This is a genomic window from Exiguobacterium sp. s130 (assembly GCF_018619055.1).
GTDB lineage: Bacteria > Bacillota > Bacilli > Exiguobacteriales > Exiguobacteriaceae > Exiguobacterium_A.
In genome coordinates this window covers 235806-250901 of the sequence record NZ_JACSNI010000002.1, presented here as the reverse complement: position 1 = coordinate 250901, position 15096 = coordinate 235806, and the positions used below count along the sequence as shown (strand labels likewise).

Below are 15096 nucleotides of genomic sequence, written 5' to 3'. Positions count from 1 at the left end.
GAAGGAAATGATTTCCTAATCGATGAATTGAGATAAACTGAAGAAAGAGTCATCATTTAGGAAGTAGATTCGGAGGAGAAATGCATGAATCTAGTGGATATCGAACGACGATTACGAGAGGACTCAGAAGTGCAGCTCATGCTGCATTTTGGCAAACGCCGCATACCTACATACCGGAGAGTGGAGAATCCTTTGACGCGGTCCGCGAGCGCATCCTATCGTTTTTGGAACGACTGGCAGACCATGAAGAAGACGAAAACATCTTAATCGTCACCCACGGCATCTTCCTTAACATCTTGCTGACATATCTTCAACGTAAGCCGTTCGCGACATTATGGGATCCGCCGTTCATTCATGGAACGAGTTTGACGATCGTCGAATACAGGGATGGGGAAGCCGTGATTCGATTAGAAGCTGACATGTCGCATGTCATAGCGGACTAAAAAAACGGCGGACTTTTTCTCGGTCCGCCGTTCTCCTTATCGTGATTTCATCAAATAGATCAAAATTGCGCCTTCTTGTTTTCTGACCTTTAGGTGAGGAGAGGCTAACGTGTCGATCGAGCGACCGATGATCGATTCTCCTGTCGTATAGCGTTTGAGGAGTAAGGGATAGAATGAAGCATTCGTCTGTTTCTGATCATTGAATTGACCGCTGTCAGTCTGGACGTTTTGAGGTAAGGTATAGACCGTTTTCGTCTCAGGAATACCATTCTTCGTATCAAGCGAATAGGTGAAGGCATGCGAATCGTTGAGCAGGTTCAAATCATACGTCAATTGGAACGGTGTGCGATCATATGTACCGGCAGGAATCGATTTGTCGATCAGCACCTTTGGTGGTTCTGTATCGTCAAATTGGACCGCTTTGAGCTGGAGCGGGCGATCGAGTGCACCAGTTAAGAAAAATGTCCGCTGTTGCTGCGACTCGTCCTTCGTGGTAGAAGGTGTGATCGAAAAGTACGACTTCTTGATCTTGACGGTCTCTTTAGGAAGGACGGTTGCTTCCGTTGTGCAACCAGCAAGCAAGAAGGGAAGGGTGAATAAGAGCGCGTATTTCATGACGTGTTCCTCTTTTCCATAGTCATAGTGAATCGAGAAAAAATAAAATATTCAAAAAATTAGAAATGATACCTAGATTATACCAACAATGTTCTTGCTAAATAAAGGAGGAAATCATGAAAGGCAAATGGTTATTAGCAACCGTCCTGCTCGTCGGTTGTACCTCGACGGGGGAAGAGGCCGAATCGACGGCAAAATCGTTATACGTCGCACCGAACGGCAGTGATAAAAATACCGGCACGTTGAAGCATCCGTTTAAAACAATCCGACAGGCGACACTAAAAGCGACTGCGGGTACGACGGTTTACTTGCGAAAAGGAACGTATCACGAGAAGCTGAACGTTAGACAAAGTGGAACGAAACAACATCCAATCGTCTTTCGGAATTATAAACAAGAACGAGTCGTCTTAAATGGGGAAAACATTAAAGATCGAGACGCAACCTTACCGATCATCCAGATTAAGGATCAAAAATATGTGACAATCCAAGGACTGACAATCGAAGCCGTTCAGTCGAAACGGTCGGACGCGACACCGATCGGTATTTTGGTTACGGGATCAGGATCACACATCACGTTGAAGAACAATACGGTCCGCCAGATCAAGACGCTCGCGAAAGACGGAAATGCACACGGCATCGCTGTCTACGGAACGGGAGCGATTCGTCACCTGACGATCACCGGCAACCGAGTCGAGCAGAATCGTCTCGGTTTCAGTGAAGCCCTCGTCTTAAACGGGAACGTCAAACATTTCCGGGTGACGAAGAACGTCGTACGGGATAACGACAACATCGGCATTGATTTGATCGGACACGAAGGGATCGCTCAGTCGAAGAAAGACGACTACGTCCGTGAGGGCGTCGTGTCGGAAAATCGTGTTTACCGGACGTCGAGCTACGGCAATCCTGCTTACGGGAAGGAATACAATGCAGCCGGTATCTATGTCGATGGTGGGAAAAACTTAACAATTGAGAAGAACCTCGTCGAAGCGAGTGACATCGGGATTGAAGTGACGAGTGAACATGCCGGACGATACGCAGAAGATGTCATCGTCCGCCAGAATGATGTACGGCAAAACGTCTACACCGGAATTGCGATCGGTGGGTATGACACGAAGCGAGGCGGTACAAAACGTGTCCGGATCGAGCAAAATCAGCTGATCGGCAATGATACGAAAGGGCTCGAGGGTGGTCAATTGCTCGTCCAGCATGATGTCCATGACAACACGATCATCAAAAACACATTCGATGGTTCGTTAAGTGTCGCCCATTACTTCAAGACGAGTTCTAGGAACCAGTTTGAACAAAATACGTTCAAACATACGAAACGTTTCATGTGGCGCGACACCTCCTATAAGACGGAACAAAGCTTCCTGAGAGCGGTTCGAAAGGTGGAAGGAAGATGAAGTTATCGGAGCGACTCCTCGCTTACTGGATCCGGATTCCGAGACGATGGCGGCTTGCAGCGTTGACCGCCTGTATGTTGACGATTTGGACAGTGGAAGGCGTTCGGTTTTTAACAAGTCCCGCGTTACGACTGCCGACCGTTACCGATGCAATCATCTGTCTCATTCCGGCGATTCTAATGTTCATGGTATGGAAAACAAAGCGTTCAAATTAACACCTGAATTAATCGAAAATAACAAGGAATTCATTTAATCGTCCTCGAAATAGGGAGGGAACTTCAATTAGTAAGGAGGAAAAAAGATGACGAAACTAACGATTCAAGCTGTGATTGACCGTCCGGTCGAGACCGTGTGGGAGATCTGGAACGCACCGGAAGACATCAAACGCTGGAACGCAGCGTCTGACGATTGGCATACGACGGCGTCAACGAATGATTTGACGGTCGGTGGTCAATTCACGAATCGAATGGAAGCAAAAGACGGTAGCATGGGATTTGATTTCAAGGGTACATATGAGGCAATCGTTCCCTACGAACGCATTGCGTATGTCCTCGAGGATGGTCGTCAGGTGAAGATCGACTTCACTCGGAACGGGGAACAAACCGAAGTCGTCGAATCGTTTGATGCCGAAACAATCAACCCGCCTGAAATGCAACAAGCGGGCTGGCAGGCGATCCTTGATCGGTTCAAGGCGTATGCTGAGTCGAAGTAAATCGTTCGCTTCGTAACTTCCGACCACGGCGATCCGTCAGGGCAGGAATACCGCCGCTCTCATAGCGCCGGACCCAGTTATACAATTGTTGATACGACACCTCATGCCTTCCGGCGATGCGTTGGTAGTCCTTTGCGGCCGCCAAACAATCGAGGACGGCATTCATGCGTTCTTCAAGAGTGTTGGTGGACATGAACGTTTTCCTCCTTATTGAATCGCCCTGGATTCGTCCATGGCATCAAACTAGTGCACATACAATCGATGGAAGCCATTGAATCAAAGAAAAATTGACGCGTCTCCTGTTGATTCGATTTGACGATCAGTCGTTTTTCTAGCGTTGGTAAATGCACGAGAAACGAAATCTGATATTCCATAGGCTGCGAGAGAATGGTGGTAGATCGTTTTTGTAAGTGGATCGCTGCTGAATTCGCAGTGATGTATAAGACGTGTCGATTCCATTCATCTTCGTTGAAAAGTGAATCCATCATCGTGATAAATGCTTGACCGGAAATGAAGTTCATCGGACGACCTCCTTTCTTATAATGTGTATATCCTGTACATGTTTATTAAAAACCTACATTTCAAATATTACAAAAAAACCACCTCCAAAAGAGAGGTGGTTAACGTTATCCTGCTAGTTCAAGCATTTGGACGAACGCGACGTCCGGATCTGTCGTCTCGAATCGGTTCAACCAATCCTTGAAGTCGCCTTCGTACAAAATACGACCTTGATGAAGGAAGATGACATGGGCATCGGTATGCAATAGATCATGTAATTGATGGGTCGAGAAGAGGCACGTTTGACCGTTTGCTGTCATCTGCTCGAAGCGTCGCATGATATGAAGCCGTGTTGCCGGGTCGACCCCGCTCGTCGGCTCGTCAAAGATGTAGAGCGAACGTGGTACTGTCGTCAACAGGGTCACGAACAACCATTTCTTTTCACCAGCGGACATCTTACCAATTTTCATTTCCCACAGATGAGCGAATAGGTCGAGCTCTCGCGGCTGTTTCAGATGACGCGTATAGGTCTCTTGTTTGCGATATGCTTTCAAACGAGCGAGCCGACCGACGAAGACGGCGACATCCTTACCCTTTAGTTCATCCGAGTAATAGATGAATTGCGTCAAATAGAGAATGTCCGAGATATCGGGTAAGTCCAGTCCTCCGGATGTGATCGGTAAGGCACCGGTCATGCAATCAAACAGTGTCGTTTTCCCGGCACCGTTCATCCCGATCAAGACGTTCAGTTTCCCAGGAACAAGCGAAAAGGAGACATCGTGTAACAGATCAGGTGATTTCGGATAGTTGAAGCGTACATGTTGAACGTGCATCTGAATCCTCCTATCGGGTCAGTAATGACATGAGATTAAAGCGTTTGACAGAGAATAGACCAAGTAACAGATAAACGACGAGTACGACGGTCAAGATCAGTAACGATGCTCCCGTAACGTGCTCAGAGACGGCGAGACCAAGTGTTTTTATGACATAAAAAGGATTCAAGTAACTGTACCAGCGATCCGGTTGGCTATTCGCGAACAAGAACAGAGGATACATGACGATGTTGATTAATGTCGACATACTCGAAATCTTAGCCGGAAGCATCGTCAAGGCGATGCTTGCAAAAGCAAGCGGGATGCTGAGCAACAAGACGAGAAAAGCGAGTAACAACGTCAAAGGTGAGAAGAGGCCGAATACGAGCATCAGGACTGTCGTAAAGACCGTTAAACTAACGGCTGCAAATACGAGCTGAACGAGAACGAGTGCGAGAATACAACCAATCTTACTACCGGAAATCATGATATACGTCTTCATCAAACCATGTTCCCGCATCCGGGCAAGTTGGAGACCAATGCCGTTGACATAAATCGAAAGTAAGATATAGCCCCAAAAGAGTGCAAGAAATGATAGGAAACTGCTCTCTGTGAAATCGAGTCGTGACCCGAAGACGAACGCGAGAATCAATGGGAAGATCAACGACCAAAAGACCGGAATCTTATCCGTCAGCATGATTTTTAAGTAAAGTATGAAGTAGCTAGGAATCGAGTACATATGTGCCTCCAATCAGTGTGTCGAATCAAGCTCATATTAAGTATACGTTCGGAAATGGGAAATAGTTCCTTTGAAAAGAGCTTAAGAATCACCTGAAGTCAAATGATGTAACGCATCGACAACAATATGGGGGGCATCCTGTTGAATGAAGTGCCGGCTGTTTGGAACTTCGATCAACAACCCTTGGATCGACTGTGCAGCAGTTTGTCGTTGCAATTCGTGCCACAATAGTTGCGCCTCACGCGAATAATGATCCTTTTTACCAGCAGACAGAACAACGACTGGAAAGGGATAGAGGACATCGACGTTCGTCGCTTCAATACTCTCTTTAAAATCTTCGTATGTACATTCGAGCGTGAATTGTTTTTTTGTATATGGCTTGGAACGTGTTTGGCATTACTGGTAAGAAGCGTTGAATATAGGATTCTGGTGTTGCATCGATGAGCAATAGACCTTTTATTTCACTTGGATATTGCGATGCAAATTGTCGAACTAACGTGCCGCCATAGGAATGACCCACAAGAATAAAGGGTGGTTTGAGAGATAAGGTATCGATCAAACGGCGAAGGCGATTCACGCTCTGGCGACTAGTCTCGGAATCATGCTGCATACTACCACCGATGTTCGTACGGTCATACATCAAAATCGTTCCAAGTCCTTCAACTTGATCCATGATTGGTTGCCAGGTTGAAAGATCTTGTCCATATCCATTTTCAAAGATAAACGTTGGTTGATCGGAAGTTCCGAGAATCAGACGATAGTGTAACGTCGTTTCAGGTAACGTCATTAAGTCGAAAGACATATGATTCCTCCTATTCTAGTGGGAATAAAAGTAAGGATACCAGAAACGCACAAATATTGTAAACTGAAGCAAAGAACAGGAGGTGTCACGATGGACTATCTATTAACTTCAGGTGGGGTACAAAATCCATCGATTCACAACGCGTTACGTGAGATGCTCAGAAAACCGATTGAGGAATGCCATGCCATCGCGATCACGACAGCATCCTACGCATTAGGCAGAGGAACGGACCTCGCTGTCAACTTCATTCAAGGAAAAGATGAGGCACCGATGGTCGATTTAGGATGGAAGTCAGTCGGTCTGTTGGAATTATCAGCGGTCTCGGTAATTGATCCAGCAATTTGGCAACCAGCGGTCGAACAAGCGGATGTCATTCTCGTTAATGGTGGTGATCCACTCTTTCTACATCACTGGTTCGTCGAATCGGGTTTTGATCGCATGTTACCGAATTTGACAGGGGTTTATGTCGGGATGAGCGCAGGTAGCATGATTCTGACACCACGAATCGGAACGGATTTTGTTGAATGGAAAAAGACGCCGGAGCAATCGGACGTAACATTAGGTCTCGTTGATTTTTCAATCTTCCCGCATCTCGATCATCCGCAGTTACCAGACAATCACTTACAAGCTGCCAAGTCTTGGGCCGAGACATTGACGAATCCAGCTTACGCAATCGACGACGCGACAGCGATTCGTGTCATCGGTTCGAATGTAGACGTAATTTCTGAAGGAAAGTGGGTCCAGTTCCGATGAGGACGCTCTATTTCATTCGCCACTGCGAATCGATCAAAACAGGCAGTGATCGAGGGCGGGGATTAACGGATGCAGGTCAAGAACAAGCGCAGAAACTCGTAGCGTTCTTTGAAGCGCTGCCGATTGACGCCATATATTCGAGTCCGATGTGACGGACGGTAGACTCCGTTCGCCCACTTGCTGAGCAACGAGGTTTGCGAATCTACGAGGTAGCGTTTCAGGAACGGCGTTTTTAGGAAACAGACGAAAGTTTATCGCCTGAACGGCTAGAAGAACTGTTGAAGCGATCATTTCAAAATGATGATTACGCGCAAAGTGGCGGAGAGTCGAATCAAATAGCACGTAATCGTGCTCTAACAGTCATCGATCAGCTACGTAAAACCCACCCGCACCACCGAGTGGTCGTCGCGACACATGGACTTGTATTGGCGTTAGTTCTTGAAAAATATACTGGGCGAACGGCGAACGAATGGTTAGATGCGATGTCGAGTCCAGCGATTCACCGGTTGACATTCGATGCCCTCAAGAAAGCGTCTCATGAACATCTATAGAAAGACGATTAAATTTGACCGCTGAAGATGAAACCGAGAAAGAGTAGTAGTAGCACACCGAGCGGAATGGCACAGGCGAGACTGACATATTTAAGAATCCCGGGCTCCCGTCGTTTGATGGCGACGATCCCAAGTCCGATTCCGAACAGATAAATGACAAGTCCGATTGGAATCGTAATCATCGAGTTTGGACCGAATGGCCAGTTAATTGGTGGGAAAATCATATAGGCAATGAACAGACCAATCAGACTGAAAAAGATAGAAGCTTTAGCGTATGTCATGTGAGAACTCCTTTTAATTAAGTATGTGAACAAGAATTCGGATTTAAAACGAGAATTCCTGCTCCATCCAGTAAATTTCCTGTTTGGCATTTAAATGAACGGTAACTCTATCTAAAAGATAGTATCTTTTAGATAGAGGAGGGACCGATGCCAAAAGAAAACATGCCCGTTATGCGATTCTCGGACTCCTCGCCAGCGGATGTACGTCTGGTTATGAGATGAAACATACGATCGACACGAACTTGAATCACTTTTGGAAAATCAACTTCGGACAAGTCTATCCGACGCTTAAACGGTTAGAGGCGAGAGGATTGATCGTGGAAGAGGTCACGAATGGGGAACGAAAACAATTCGCCCTGACGGAAAACGGACATGTGGAGCTCGCGCGGTGGATCGCTGAACCGTCCATCGAACTGCCGGTGCAACGAAACGACTTGTTATTGAAGCTCTATTTTGCGCGGCATGCTTCAAAAGAGGTCTCCTTGAAGAAAATTCAGGAGCATGCATGATTGCTCGAAGAACGGCTTGAGACGTATCAAGCGATCGACGCGATGATTCGTTCCCATCCTGACTCGAATGATGCCGTATACTGGTTATTGACACTTGATTATGGAATTCGGAAGACACATGCGTTACTCGATTGGCGAGTCGGCGATCAAACCGCACCAGGAACAGGCAAAGGAACGACTATCCGAGCGGCAATCACAAGAAACGATCTGAATAGACAAAAGGCGGGTGCCGAGGCATCCGTCTTTTTATGTAGTGACTGGCGTGGCGGGTTCGAGCAGCTCCCCACAGTTTTGACAAATATGATCGAGCGTTTTTGTACATGGTTCGCAAAACGTACAAGCATGTGAACATTGATAGACCGTCGTTTCAATTGTTTCTTGGCACCGGACACAGGTTGGTTCCATGCGTATCACCTCCTATTAGTAGTATAAGAAATACTACTCGATGAACACAGCAGCAGAACAAAGTAAAAGGCTATATTTTCCTTTGATTCCATGTTAATTTGAAGAAAGTGGTTTTGAATCAGAAGGAGGATGGAAAATGGATCAAATTGATCAACAGATTGTCCGGATTCTGCAAGATGATGCCCGGATTCCATGGTCGGAACTCGGACGACAGATCGGGTTATCGGCACCAGCCGTCATCGAACGGGTCCGAAAAATGGAGGACGCAGGGATCATCGAAGGATTTCGCGCTGTCATTAATCCAGAAGCAATCGCGCAAGGGTTACTCGCGATCGTCATGTTCGAAGGGACACGTTGCGCAGGCTTGATTGAATTTTGTAAAGGACATCCGGAAGTCGTCGAGTGCCACCGCCTGACCGGTAGCTATAACTTCATGGTCAAGTTGCAAACATAGTCCGTTGCAACTTTAGAACGTTTTCTCGATGACGCGTCTGTCTTTGGTAAACCATCGACTTGGATTCGATTGTCGACACCGGTTCCGTTCACGGGGTATACGATATGATGGAGGCGACACGTTTACGGATCGAACAACTGACGGGGGAGATCGAGGACGTGAAAAGCTCGATGAGCAAGAGGGAACTTTGACCGTATACCGAATCACAGCACGGTACGTCGGTGTCAGCGCTAGAGCAATCTATGCGATGACATACGGGATCCGAACGAGTGAGGGCGGAACGGGTTATTGCCTGGATTTGGGGCAAGGCTGTCTGAGCGGTTGTCTCTGTCCTCATTTGAATCAGGAAAAACGAGCAGCTCGTTTTCAGGAATACCTGCCTCAAATGAATTATGCGATCGGATTACCTGACAATACGGCGTATATTCAATCTGAGACCGATCACTATCGATTAGGCGAAGGGTACGTGCTTTGTTTTAAATGATGATGAACGCTTCGAACATCCGTTGTGTTCATCATCGTGATTAAAAGTGAATCAAAACAGTTGACGAACAAAAATTGAGATGGTATATTTATCTCGAATTAAAGATATATGAATTAGAGATACAAAAGAGGTGAACGAAATGACGCGACCGAATCCGAACTTGAAAGCATTGACAGTCATGGTGCGCGCAGTCGATGCCTTACATGAAGTCATCAAGAAGGACGTTGCGCAGTGGGGACTGAACCCGACGGATTTTTCGGTTCTTGAGTTGCTGTTTCACAGGGGCAGGCAACCGATTCAATTGATTGGGAAAAAAGTCTTGATTACGAGCAGTAGCATCACCTATGTCATCGATAAGCTCGAAAAAAAGAATTATGTCTTCCGGAAAGCATGTCCAGAAGATCGGCGCGTGACATTTGCGGAACTGACCTCTGAAGGGCAACAACTGATGGAAACGATTTTTCCAAAGCACGAGCAAGCGATTAATCAAGTATTTCAAGGAATAGCCCCGTCAGACCTCGAAGCATTCATCGAGACAGCCAAAACAATCGGCTATCAAGCAAAAAAACATTAAAATTTTTTAGACTGATATCTCGAATTCGAGATAATAACGATTAAAGGAGCGATTTTTCATGAATGAACTAAAAGGAATCCACCACGTGACGGCGATTACGAGCAGTGCCGAGAAAAACTATGACTTCTTTACGAATGTCTTAGGGATGCGATTGGTCAAGAAGACCGTCAATCAGGATGACATCCAGACGTATCACTTATTCTTCGCCGATGATAAAGGATCTGCCGGCACGGATATGACGTTCTTTGATTTCCCTGGTATTCAAAAAGGATCACACGGAACGAATGAAATCTTCAAGACGGCGTTCCGTGTTCCAACGGATGCGGCACTTGAATACTGGATTAAACGCTTTGACAAATACGACGTCAAGCACCGTGGTATCAAAGAACAATTCGGCAAGCAGACGCTCTCGTTCGTCGATTTCGATGAGCAACAATACATGTTGATCTCTGACGAGCACAATCAAGGTGTCGCTTCCGGCACACCGTGGCAAAACGGTCCGGTGCCACTCGAGTTCGCAATCACGGGACTCGGTCCAATTCACATCCGGATCGCGGAATTCGACAATTTAAAAGCGGTACTTGAACAAGCGATGTTGATGCGCGAAGTCGATCAAGCTGGTTCCCTGCACTTGTTCGAGATGGGCGAAGGAGGAAACGGCGCCCAAGTCATCGTTGAGCACAACGTCGTTCTACCAAGCGGACGGCAAGGATTCGGAACGGTGCACCACGTCGCTTTCCGCGTTGAAGATACGGCTGCCTTAAAGGAATGGATCGAGCGGATGCAACAACTACGCTTCAACACGTCCGGTTACGTCGATCGCTTCTTCTTCGAGTCCCTCTATGCCCGTGTCGCGCGCGGTGTCTTGTTCGAGTGGGCAACGGATGGTCCTGGTTTCATGGGTGACGAACCATACGAAACGGTCGGGGAGAAATTGTCGTTACCACCATTCCTCGAGCCACAACGGGCACAGATTGAACAAATGGTCCGTCCGATTGATACGGTCCGGAGCACACGCAACATCGAAAAAGAATATCTTTAAAAGAAAAGTAAGCTGACAGCATCTAAACAAGAGGAGGAAATGAAGATGGAGAAATTAAACATTGGGATCATCTTAGGATCAACACGTGAAGGACGTCTCAGCCCACAGGTCGGGAACTGGGTCAAACAACTCGCCGATCAACGAGGGGACGCAAACTATACGATTCTTGATATCGCGGACTACAAATTACCACTGCTTGGTGAAAAAGACGCGGATGCATCAGGTGCTGCTGATTGGTCGAAGGATGTCGCGGCGCAAGACGGATTCGTCTTCATCGTCCAGGAATACAACCACTCGATTGCAGCGTCACTCAAGAACGCGCTCGATTATTTACGCGTCGAATGGAACAATAAAGCGGCAGGAATCGTCTCTTACGGTTCCGTCGGTGGAGCACGGGCAGCAGAACATTTGCGCGGCATCCTCGGTGAATTATTGATTGCCGATGTCCGTGTGCATCCGGCGTTATCCTTGTTCACGGATTTTGAGAACGGATCGGTCTTAAAAGCGGCAGCCGTTCAAGAAACATCGGTCAACCAGATGCTCGATCAAGTCATCCCGTGGGCAACGGCGCTGAAAACGATTCGCTAAATCTTTTCCTATACAAAATCCCCTCATTTCGGACTGAAATGAGGGGATTTTGTATAGGAATTACGTACAGCACGTCGTGACGCGATGCAAATCCTTTTCTTGAATGTAGAGCGTCTGTTGCCGAAATTTATAAGAAATGTCAGCCGCTTGAAGCCTTTCGAGATAGTGACCAGCCGGAGCGATCGTCCATTTCACATACGACGTCGCAGCATTCGGTGAGACGAGACAGGTGAGCAATAAAAGTGGAAGGATCCATTTTCGAAGTTTCAGGCATATACCTCCTTTATTATTTCAAATACTGTATTAATGATTTTATTGTTTAAATCAAAAACTGAAAATCACGACTCACGTCAACAAAAAATAACTGACCATCAAGCCGACCAACAGACCACTAAAGACAAGTCGATAGACGGGGGAACGATGGGTTCCTTTATTTCGTTTAACTTGATAGACGGTGAAATAAGCCACACTGGTAACCATGATGAGGATGGCCAGTGTACTGAGTATCGTAGAAATCAGCATTCCTCCTTATCGTAAGACTTTAGCTAATGCTTTTCCTTTCGCCAGTTCGTCAACGAGTTTATCAAGAATCCGGATGTTACGAATTAACGGATCCGTTAGATGTTCCACACGAATCCCGCAGATGACGCCAGTGACAAGAAAGCGGCGTTCGTTCAGGTCGGGTGCGTGCTCGAAAAAGGTTGCGACGGTTTGGGTTTGTATGGCTTGTTCAAGAGTTGATGGCGTGTGTCCGGTCAACCAGAACAGCACGTCATCGAGCTCCTCTTGTGTCCGTTGCTTACGCTCGACTTTTTGGCGGTATACCTGATACAGCTGCAACATCGGCATTTGAAATACTTTTTCGTAACTCATCTGAATCGCCTCCTTTCATGGTAACATATGGGAAAAGGTCTTGTGTTAAGGATTTCAATTCATTTTGGAGGTGCAAAATGAAATGAGAAGTCGAATGATTGGAATGACGTTCATGACATGCGTATTGCTATTTTTAGGCGTCGAGGGTGTAAAACTGTCGTATCAAGCATTAGTCGATCCTCCGATCGATCAGTCGACGGGAAACTGGGTACATGTCCCGAGCACGATCTTACCGACTAAAAAAGTCATCTATACGAAAAAAGATTTGATCACAAAGGCACTGGACTCTTCAAAAAATGGGCACAAAGGATATCGGAAAGAGCCGGATAAGAAACCTGTTGTTGAAGTGGGAAAGGGATCATGGACGGATGCAATCAATCAAATCACTCGCGTGGCTCCTTGGATGGTCGCTCTAGTAATGATCATCTATCTCTATCGTCGACAACGGTTCAACCGCATGCAGTGGTCATTTCGATCTCGTTATCCAACAAAACGATCTCCTGCATCGCTTTCGCTAACGCCTGAAGTCCAGTTCTCCTTAGAAGACAGACTCCTTGAATCGGAAATTCGTGAAGCGTTGCGCGCGTTCAATCGGTCACTTGCTTCAGCGCAGCAACGACGGACACATGAGACGCTGACGGAGTGGTTAACACGCTTAGAAGTCACAGTCCCGCATGAGATCTATCAGCTCGTTCGCTATGCCGACGTGGAAGAGCAGACACTCGATCCCTCTCGACGGACTGCTTTCCTCGAACAGCTTAAGCAAAATCAGACACGGCTCGTGTAATCAGCCGTGTCTTTTTTGATGTCCGCGATACTTGTTAAGGGCAAGCATGTTCAACAGGAATAAGGCGGCTCCGTAGAGAAATAATCCGAGCCAGTACGGCCAGATGCTCGACCAACCGTTACCATAGACGAGTACCTCTTTGATCGCACTCGCTCCGTAGAAAATCGGAGTGATATATCCGATGTTACCAAGTCCATATGGGATCAGATCGAGCGGAATCAAACCGGAGAAGAAGATCTGCGGAACGATTGTAAAGGGAATCAACTGGACGACCTGTAGCTCAGATTGGGCAAATATCGAAATCGTTGCTCCGAACAAGACCGCGACAACGGCAAGTCCAAGCATCGTCAGGAAGACCCAGATGATCGAACCTTCAGACGGTAAGTCAAGAACGGTCGTCGCGTACAGGACGACAAGAATTGCCTGGATGGAGGCGAAGACACTATAACCGAGCGTATAGCCGAAGATGACGTCGGTCTGGCGAATCGGTGTCATCATCAAGCGCTCGAGCGTGCCGCCACTGCGTTCTTTGACGAGTGCCATTGCCGATAAGATAAAGACGAAAAAGAACGAGAATAAGGATAAAAAGACGAAACCGAGCGCGTCAAAGGTCGATTGATCAACATCCCCGTACAGATAGTTCGTCTCGAGTTGCATCGTCGGTTGCAGGGATGCCAGTCCAGTTTGAATTTCGCGTAACGCTTTGGAACTTTTCGTCGAAGGTTCGCGGAGGTTCAACGCTAGCTGATTGTCTTTCATGTCTAAGACGACGTCGACCGTTTCATGGTCCTTGAGATAGGCGTCAGCATCGCTGCCGTTATACGTTTTAAGCGACAGATCCTGTTTTTCGATCGATTGTGAGACGGGAGCCGGTACATCTTGACTGATGGCAACGACAGGCGTGTAGTCATCGTTTCCAAGTAGGAAATAGATCAAGGTGAAGATTAATAACGGAGCAAGCAAAATCAGTCCGACGCTTCGTTTATCGTTCAACGTTTGACGGATGACCCGTCGTGCGAGTTGCCACATCACGTCACGTCCTTTCCAGCGAGCAGGAACAGTTCCTCGACCTGACCGTTTTCAGTCTGTGCGAGCAAACGGTCGAGCGGATCGTAGGCGATAATCCGACCGTTATAGATCAATGCTGCCCGGTCACATTCATTGATTTCGTCCATGACGTGGGTCGAGACGACAATCGTCGTACCTTGCGCACGAATCGCTTGGAATTGATTCCAAATCTGGCGGCGTAACACGGGATCGATCCCGACGGTCGGTTCATCCAGGAATAGAATGCTTGGACGATGTAGGATTGAGATGGCGAGGGACAATCGTTTCTTCATCCCGCCGGAATAATGGCGAACGAGCTTTTTTTGATCATTCGTTAAATCGACGAGTGTCAACACTTCTTCGATTCGTTTTGCTAAGTCCTGACGAGACATGTTGTATAAGGAACCGAAAAACTGTAGGTTCGCAAGCCCCGATAAATCCTCGTATAAGGCATCGTTTTGTGGCATGAAACCGATCTGCGATAACATCTTGAAGCTTGGCATCGAAGTGTCACCAATCTGAATCGAACCTGCGTCTGCCTGGATCGCACCAATCATCAAACGAATCAGTGTCGTCTTACCAGAACCTGACGGACCGAGCAAGCCACAAATCTCACCGGACGGAATCAAAAGATCAATCTGTTGGAGGACGTTCTGTTGATGAAACGATTTTGATACACCGTGCAATTGTAAATCCATCGTATTCTCCCTCCTTTTATGAAATA

At 47.0% G+C, this 15096-nt stretch carries 25 protein-coding genes and 1 pseudogene; 13 read left to right on the top strand and 13 right to left on the bottom strand.

Features of this window, described 5'->3' with window-relative positions; genetic code table 11:
* The first annotated feature begins 80 nt into the window (after nt 1-80).
* Complete coding sequence (locus HZS85_RS05205; protein WP_214854047.1) at nt 81-443, top strand: histidine phosphatase family protein; 363 nt, start codon at nt 81-83, stop codon at nt 441-443.
* A 36-nt stretch (nt 444-479) separates the two neighbouring features.
* Here the strand turns inward: HZS85_RS05205 and HZS85_RS05200 are convergent, their stop codons facing one another.
* Nucleotides 480-1058: a hypothetical protein gene (locus tag HZS85_RS05200; RefSeq protein ID WP_214854045.1), complete on the bottom strand. Its 579-nt coding sequence runs from the start codon at nt 1056-1058 to the stop codon at nt 480-482.
* A 116-nt stretch (nt 1059-1174) separates the two neighbouring features.
* Between HZS85_RS05200 and HZS85_RS05195 the strand changes: the two genes are divergently transcribed.
* The 3 genes from HZS85_RS05195 (at nt 1175) to HZS85_RS05185 (ending at nt 3173) form a co-directional block, all read left to right on the top strand.
* Nucleotides 1175-2461: a right-handed parallel beta-helix repeat-containing protein gene (locus tag HZS85_RS05195; protein ID WP_214854042.1), complete on the top strand. Its 1287-nt coding sequence runs from the start codon at nt 1175-1177 to the stop codon at nt 2459-2461.
* Entirely contained in the window at nt 2458-2676 is a 219-nt protein-coding gene (locus HZS85_RS05190) for a hypothetical protein (RefSeq protein ID WP_214854039.1), read from the top strand. The genes HZS85_RS05195 and HZS85_RS05190 overlap by 4 nt, the downstream gene beginning before the upstream one ends.
* 86 nt (nt 2677-2762) lie before the next feature.
* Nucleotides 2763-3173 carry an SRPBCC family protein gene (locus tag HZS85_RS05185; protein WP_214854036.1) on the top strand — a complete coding sequence of 137 codons (411 nt, stop codon included), beginning with the start codon at nt 2763-2765 and terminating at the stop codon, nt 3171-3173.
* On the opposite strand, the gene HZS85_RS05180 is transcribed toward HZS85_RS05185, so the two are convergent.
* From HZS85_RS05180 to HZS85_RS05155, 6 genes are all read right to left on the bottom strand, one after another.
* Nucleotides 3148-3366 (bottom strand): helix-turn-helix domain-containing protein, encoded by a 219-nt coding sequence (locus tag HZS85_RS05180; protein WP_214854034.1) that lies wholly within the window; start codon nt 3364-3366, stop codon nt 3148-3150. The two genes, HZS85_RS05185 and HZS85_RS05180, sit on opposite strands and share 26 nt — an antisense overlap.
* Entirely contained in the window at nt 3347-3694 is a 348-nt protein-coding gene (locus tag HZS85_RS05175; protein ID WP_214854032.1) for a hypothetical protein, read from the bottom strand. The genes HZS85_RS05180 and HZS85_RS05175 overlap by 20 nt, the downstream gene beginning before the upstream one ends.
* Nucleotides 3695-3799: 105 nt before the next feature.
* Nucleotides 3800-4504 (bottom strand): AAA family ATPase, encoded by a 705-nt coding sequence (locus tag HZS85_RS05170; protein WP_214854030.1) that lies wholly within the window; start codon nt 4502-4504, stop codon nt 3800-3802.
* Between the two features lie 10 nt (nt 4505-4514).
* On the bottom strand, nt 4515-5222 hold the full coding sequence (locus tag HZS85_RS05165; RefSeq protein ID WP_214854028.1) for a hypothetical protein: 708 nt from the start codon (nt 5220-5222) through the stop codon (nt 4515-4517).
* Between the two features lie 81 nt (nt 5223-5303).
* Nucleotides 5304-5450 (bottom strand): hypothetical protein, encoded by a 147-nt coding sequence (locus tag HZS85_RS05160; RefSeq protein ID WP_214854026.1) that lies wholly within the window; start codon nt 5448-5450, stop codon nt 5304-5306.
* Between the two features lie 100 nt (nt 5451-5550).
* On the bottom strand, nt 5551-6024 hold the full coding sequence (locus HZS85_RS05155; RefSeq protein ID WP_214854022.1) for an alpha/beta fold hydrolase: 474 nt from the start codon (nt 6022-6024) through the stop codon (nt 5551-5553).
* Nucleotides 6025-6114: 90 nt separating this feature from the next.
* Between HZS85_RS05155 and HZS85_RS05150 the strand changes: the two genes are divergently transcribed.
* Both HZS85_RS05150 and HZS85_RS16745 read left to right on the top strand, forming a co-directional pair.
* Complete coding sequence (locus HZS85_RS05150; protein WP_214854019.1) at nt 6115-6777, top strand: Type 1 glutamine amidotransferase-like domain-containing protein; 663 nt, start codon at nt 6115-6117, stop codon at nt 6775-6777.
* Nucleotides 6774-7328, top strand: a pseudogene (locus HZS85_RS16745) (histidine phosphatase family protein). Before HZS85_RS05150 ends, HZS85_RS16745 begins: the two are co-directional and overlap by 4 nt.
* 8 nt (nt 7329-7336) lie before the next feature.
* Here the strand turns inward: HZS85_RS16745 and HZS85_RS05135 are convergent.
* Nucleotides 7337-7609 carry a hypothetical protein gene (locus HZS85_RS05135; RefSeq protein ID WP_214854013.1) on the bottom strand — a complete coding sequence of 91 codons (273 nt, stop codon included), beginning with the start codon at nt 7607-7609 and terminating at the stop codon, nt 7337-7339.
* A 218-nt stretch (nt 7610-7827) separates the two neighbouring features.
* On the opposite strand from HZS85_RS05135, the gene HZS85_RS05130 reads away from it, so the two are divergent.
* Nucleotides 7828-8118: a PadR family transcriptional regulator gene (locus HZS85_RS05130; protein WP_214854713.1), complete on the top strand. Its 291-nt coding sequence runs from the start codon at nt 7828-7830 to the stop codon at nt 8116-8118.
* A 246-nt stretch (nt 8119-8364) separates the two neighbouring features.
* Here the strand turns inward: HZS85_RS05130 and HZS85_RS05125 are convergent, their stop codons facing one another.
* Entirely contained in the window at nt 8365-8523 is a 159-nt protein-coding gene (locus tag HZS85_RS05125; protein WP_081780359.1) for a DUF1272 domain-containing protein, read from the bottom strand.
* Nucleotides 8524-8659: 136 nt separating this feature from the next.
* On the opposite strand from HZS85_RS05125, the gene HZS85_RS05120 reads away from it, so the two are divergent.
* From HZS85_RS05120 to HZS85_RS05100, 5 genes are all read left to right on the top strand, one after another.
* Entirely contained in the window at nt 8660-8977 is a 318-nt protein-coding gene (locus HZS85_RS05120) for an Lrp/AsnC family transcriptional regulator (protein WP_251137847.1), read from the top strand.
* 28 nt (nt 8978-9005) lie between these two features.
* Nucleotides 9006-9461, top strand: coding sequence for a type 1 glutamine amidotransferase family protein (locus HZS85_RS05115; protein WP_214854753.1), 456 nt, complete (start codon nt 9006-9008; stop codon nt 9459-9461).
* A 139-nt stretch (nt 9462-9600) separates the two neighbouring features.
* The gene (locus tag HZS85_RS05110; RefSeq protein ID WP_214854011.1) at nt 9601-10035 is read left to right on the top strand and encodes a MarR family winged helix-turn-helix transcriptional regulator; all 435 of its coding nucleotides are present in this window, start codon (nt 9601-9603) and stop codon (nt 10033-10035) included.
* Nucleotides 10036-10093: 58 nt separating this feature from the next.
* Entirely contained in the window at nt 10094-11077 is a 984-nt protein-coding gene (locus HZS85_RS05105) for a ring-cleaving dioxygenase (protein ID WP_214854009.1), read from the top strand.
* A gap of 45 nt (nt 11078-11122) precedes the next feature.
* A complete protein-coding gene (locus HZS85_RS05100) occupies nt 11123-11665 on the top strand; it encodes an NADPH-dependent FMN reductase (RefSeq protein ID WP_214854007.1) in 543 nt (180 codons plus the stop codon).
* Between the two features lie 345 nt (nt 11666-12010).
* On the opposite strand, the gene HZS85_RS05095 is transcribed toward HZS85_RS05100, so the two are convergent.
* Both HZS85_RS05095 and HZS85_RS05090 read right to left on the bottom strand, forming a co-directional pair.
* The gene (locus HZS85_RS05095; protein ID WP_214854004.1) at nt 12011-12187 is read right to left on the bottom strand and encodes a hypothetical protein; all 177 of its coding nucleotides are present in this window, start codon (nt 12185-12187) and stop codon (nt 12011-12013) included.
* Nucleotides 12188-12193: 6 nt separating this feature from the next.
* The gene (locus HZS85_RS05090) at nt 12194-12538 is read right to left on the bottom strand and encodes a DUF2200 domain-containing protein (RefSeq protein ID WP_214854001.1); all 345 of its coding nucleotides are present in this window, start codon (nt 12536-12538) and stop codon (nt 12194-12196) included.
* Nucleotides 12539-12620: 82 nt separating this feature from the next.
* On the opposite strand from HZS85_RS05090, the gene HZS85_RS05085 reads away from it, so the two are divergent.
* Entirely contained in the window at nt 12621-13325 is a 705-nt protein-coding gene (locus HZS85_RS05085; RefSeq protein WP_214853998.1) for a hypothetical protein, read from the top strand.
* On the opposite strand, the gene HZS85_RS05080 is transcribed toward HZS85_RS05085, so the two are convergent.
* Nucleotides 13326-14354, bottom strand: a complete 1029-nt coding sequence (locus HZS85_RS05080; RefSeq protein ID WP_214853995.1) for an ABC transporter permease — start codon at nt 14352-14354, stop codon at nt 13326-13328.
* Nucleotides 14354-15070, bottom strand: a complete 717-nt coding sequence (locus HZS85_RS05075) for an ABC transporter ATP-binding protein (protein ID WP_214853989.1) — start codon at nt 15068-15070, stop codon at nt 14354-14356. The genes HZS85_RS05080 and HZS85_RS05075 overlap by 1 nt, the downstream gene beginning before the upstream one ends.
* Nucleotides 15071-15096: the final 26 nt, after the last annotated feature.

Coding starts and splice junctions, on each gene's coding strand:
- HZS85_RS05175 (WP_214854032.1), bottom strand. CDS start 3,694: ATGAACTTCATTTCCGGTCAAGCATTTATCACGATGATGGATTCACTT.
- HZS85_RS05100 (WP_214854007.1), top strand. CDS start 11,123: ATGGAGAAATTAAACATTGGGATCATCTTAGGATCAACACGTGAAGGA.
- HZS85_RS05185 (WP_214854036.1), top strand. CDS start 2,763: ATGACGAAACTAACGATTCAAGCTGTGATTGACCGTCCGGTCGAGACC.
- HZS85_RS05075 (WP_214853989.1), bottom strand. CDS start 15,070: ATGGATTTACAATTGCACGGTGTATCAAAATCGTTTCATCAACAGAAC.
- HZS85_RS05095 (WP_214854004.1), bottom strand. CDS start 12,187: ATGCTGATTTCTACGATACTCAGTACACTGGCCATCCTCATCATGGTT.
- HZS85_RS05105 (WP_214854009.1), top strand. CDS start 10,094: ATGAATGAACTAAAAGGAATCCACCACGTGACGGCGATTACGAGCAGT.
- HZS85_RS05200 (WP_214854045.1), bottom strand. CDS start 1,058: ATGAAATACGCGCTCTTATTCACCCTTCCCTTCTTGCTTGCTGGTTGC.
- HZS85_RS05150 (WP_214854019.1), top strand. CDS start 6,115: ATGGACTATCTATTAACTTCAGGTGGGGTACAAAATCCATCGATTCAC.
- HZS85_RS05170 (WP_214854030.1), bottom strand. CDS start 4,504: ATGCACGTTCAACATGTACGCTTCAACTATCCGAAATCACCTGATCTG.
- HZS85_RS05115 (WP_214854753.1), top strand. CDS start 9,006: ATGACGCGTCTGTCTTTGGTAAACCATCGACTTGGATTCGATTGTCGA.
- HZS85_RS05120 (WP_251137847.1), top strand. CDS start 8,660: ATGGATCAAATTGATCAACAGATTGTCCGGATTCTGCAAGATGATGCC.
- HZS85_RS05130 (WP_214854713.1), top strand. CDS start 7,828: ATGAAACATACGATCGACACGAACTTGAATCACTTTTGGAAAATCAAC.
- HZS85_RS05090 (WP_214854001.1), bottom strand. CDS start 12,538: ATGAGTTACGAAAAAGTATTTCAAATGCCGATGTTGCAGCTGTATCAG.
- HZS85_RS05165 (WP_214854028.1), bottom strand. CDS start 5,222: ATGTACTCGATTCCTAGCTACTTCATACTTTACTTAAAAATCATGCTG.
- HZS85_RS05135 (WP_214854013.1), bottom strand. CDS start 7,609: ATGACATACGCTAAAGCTTCTATCTTTTTCAGTCTGATTGGTCTGTTC.
- HZS85_RS05125 (WP_081780359.1), bottom strand. CDS start 8,523: ATGGAACCAACCTGTGTCCGGTGCCAAGAAACAATTGAAACGACGGTC.
- HZS85_RS05195 (WP_214854042.1), top strand. CDS start 1,175: ATGAAAGGCAAATGGTTATTAGCAACCGTCCTGCTCGTCGGTTGTACC.
- HZS85_RS05205 (WP_214854047.1), top strand. CDS start 81: ATGCATGAATCTAGTGGATATCGAACGACGATTACGAGAGGACTCAGA.
- HZS85_RS05180 (WP_214854034.1), bottom strand. CDS start 3,366: ATGTCCACCAACACTCTTGAAGAACGCATGAATGCCGTCCTCGATTGT.
- HZS85_RS05155 (WP_214854022.1), bottom strand. CDS start 6,024: ATGTCTTTCGACTTAATGACGTTACCTGAAACGACGTTACACTATCGT.
- HZS85_RS05085 (WP_214853998.1), top strand. CDS start 12,621: ATGAGAAGTCGAATGATTGGAATGACGTTCATGACATGCGTATTGCTA.
- HZS85_RS05110 (WP_214854011.1), top strand. CDS start 9,601: ATGACGCGACCGAATCCGAACTTGAAAGCATTGACAGTCATGGTGCGC.
- HZS85_RS05190 (WP_214854039.1), top strand. CDS start 2,458: ATGAAGTTATCGGAGCGACTCCTCGCTTACTGGATCCGGATTCCGAGA.
- HZS85_RS05080 (WP_214853995.1), bottom strand. CDS start 14,354: ATGTGGCAACTCGCACGACGGGTCATCCGTCAAACGTTGAACGATAAA.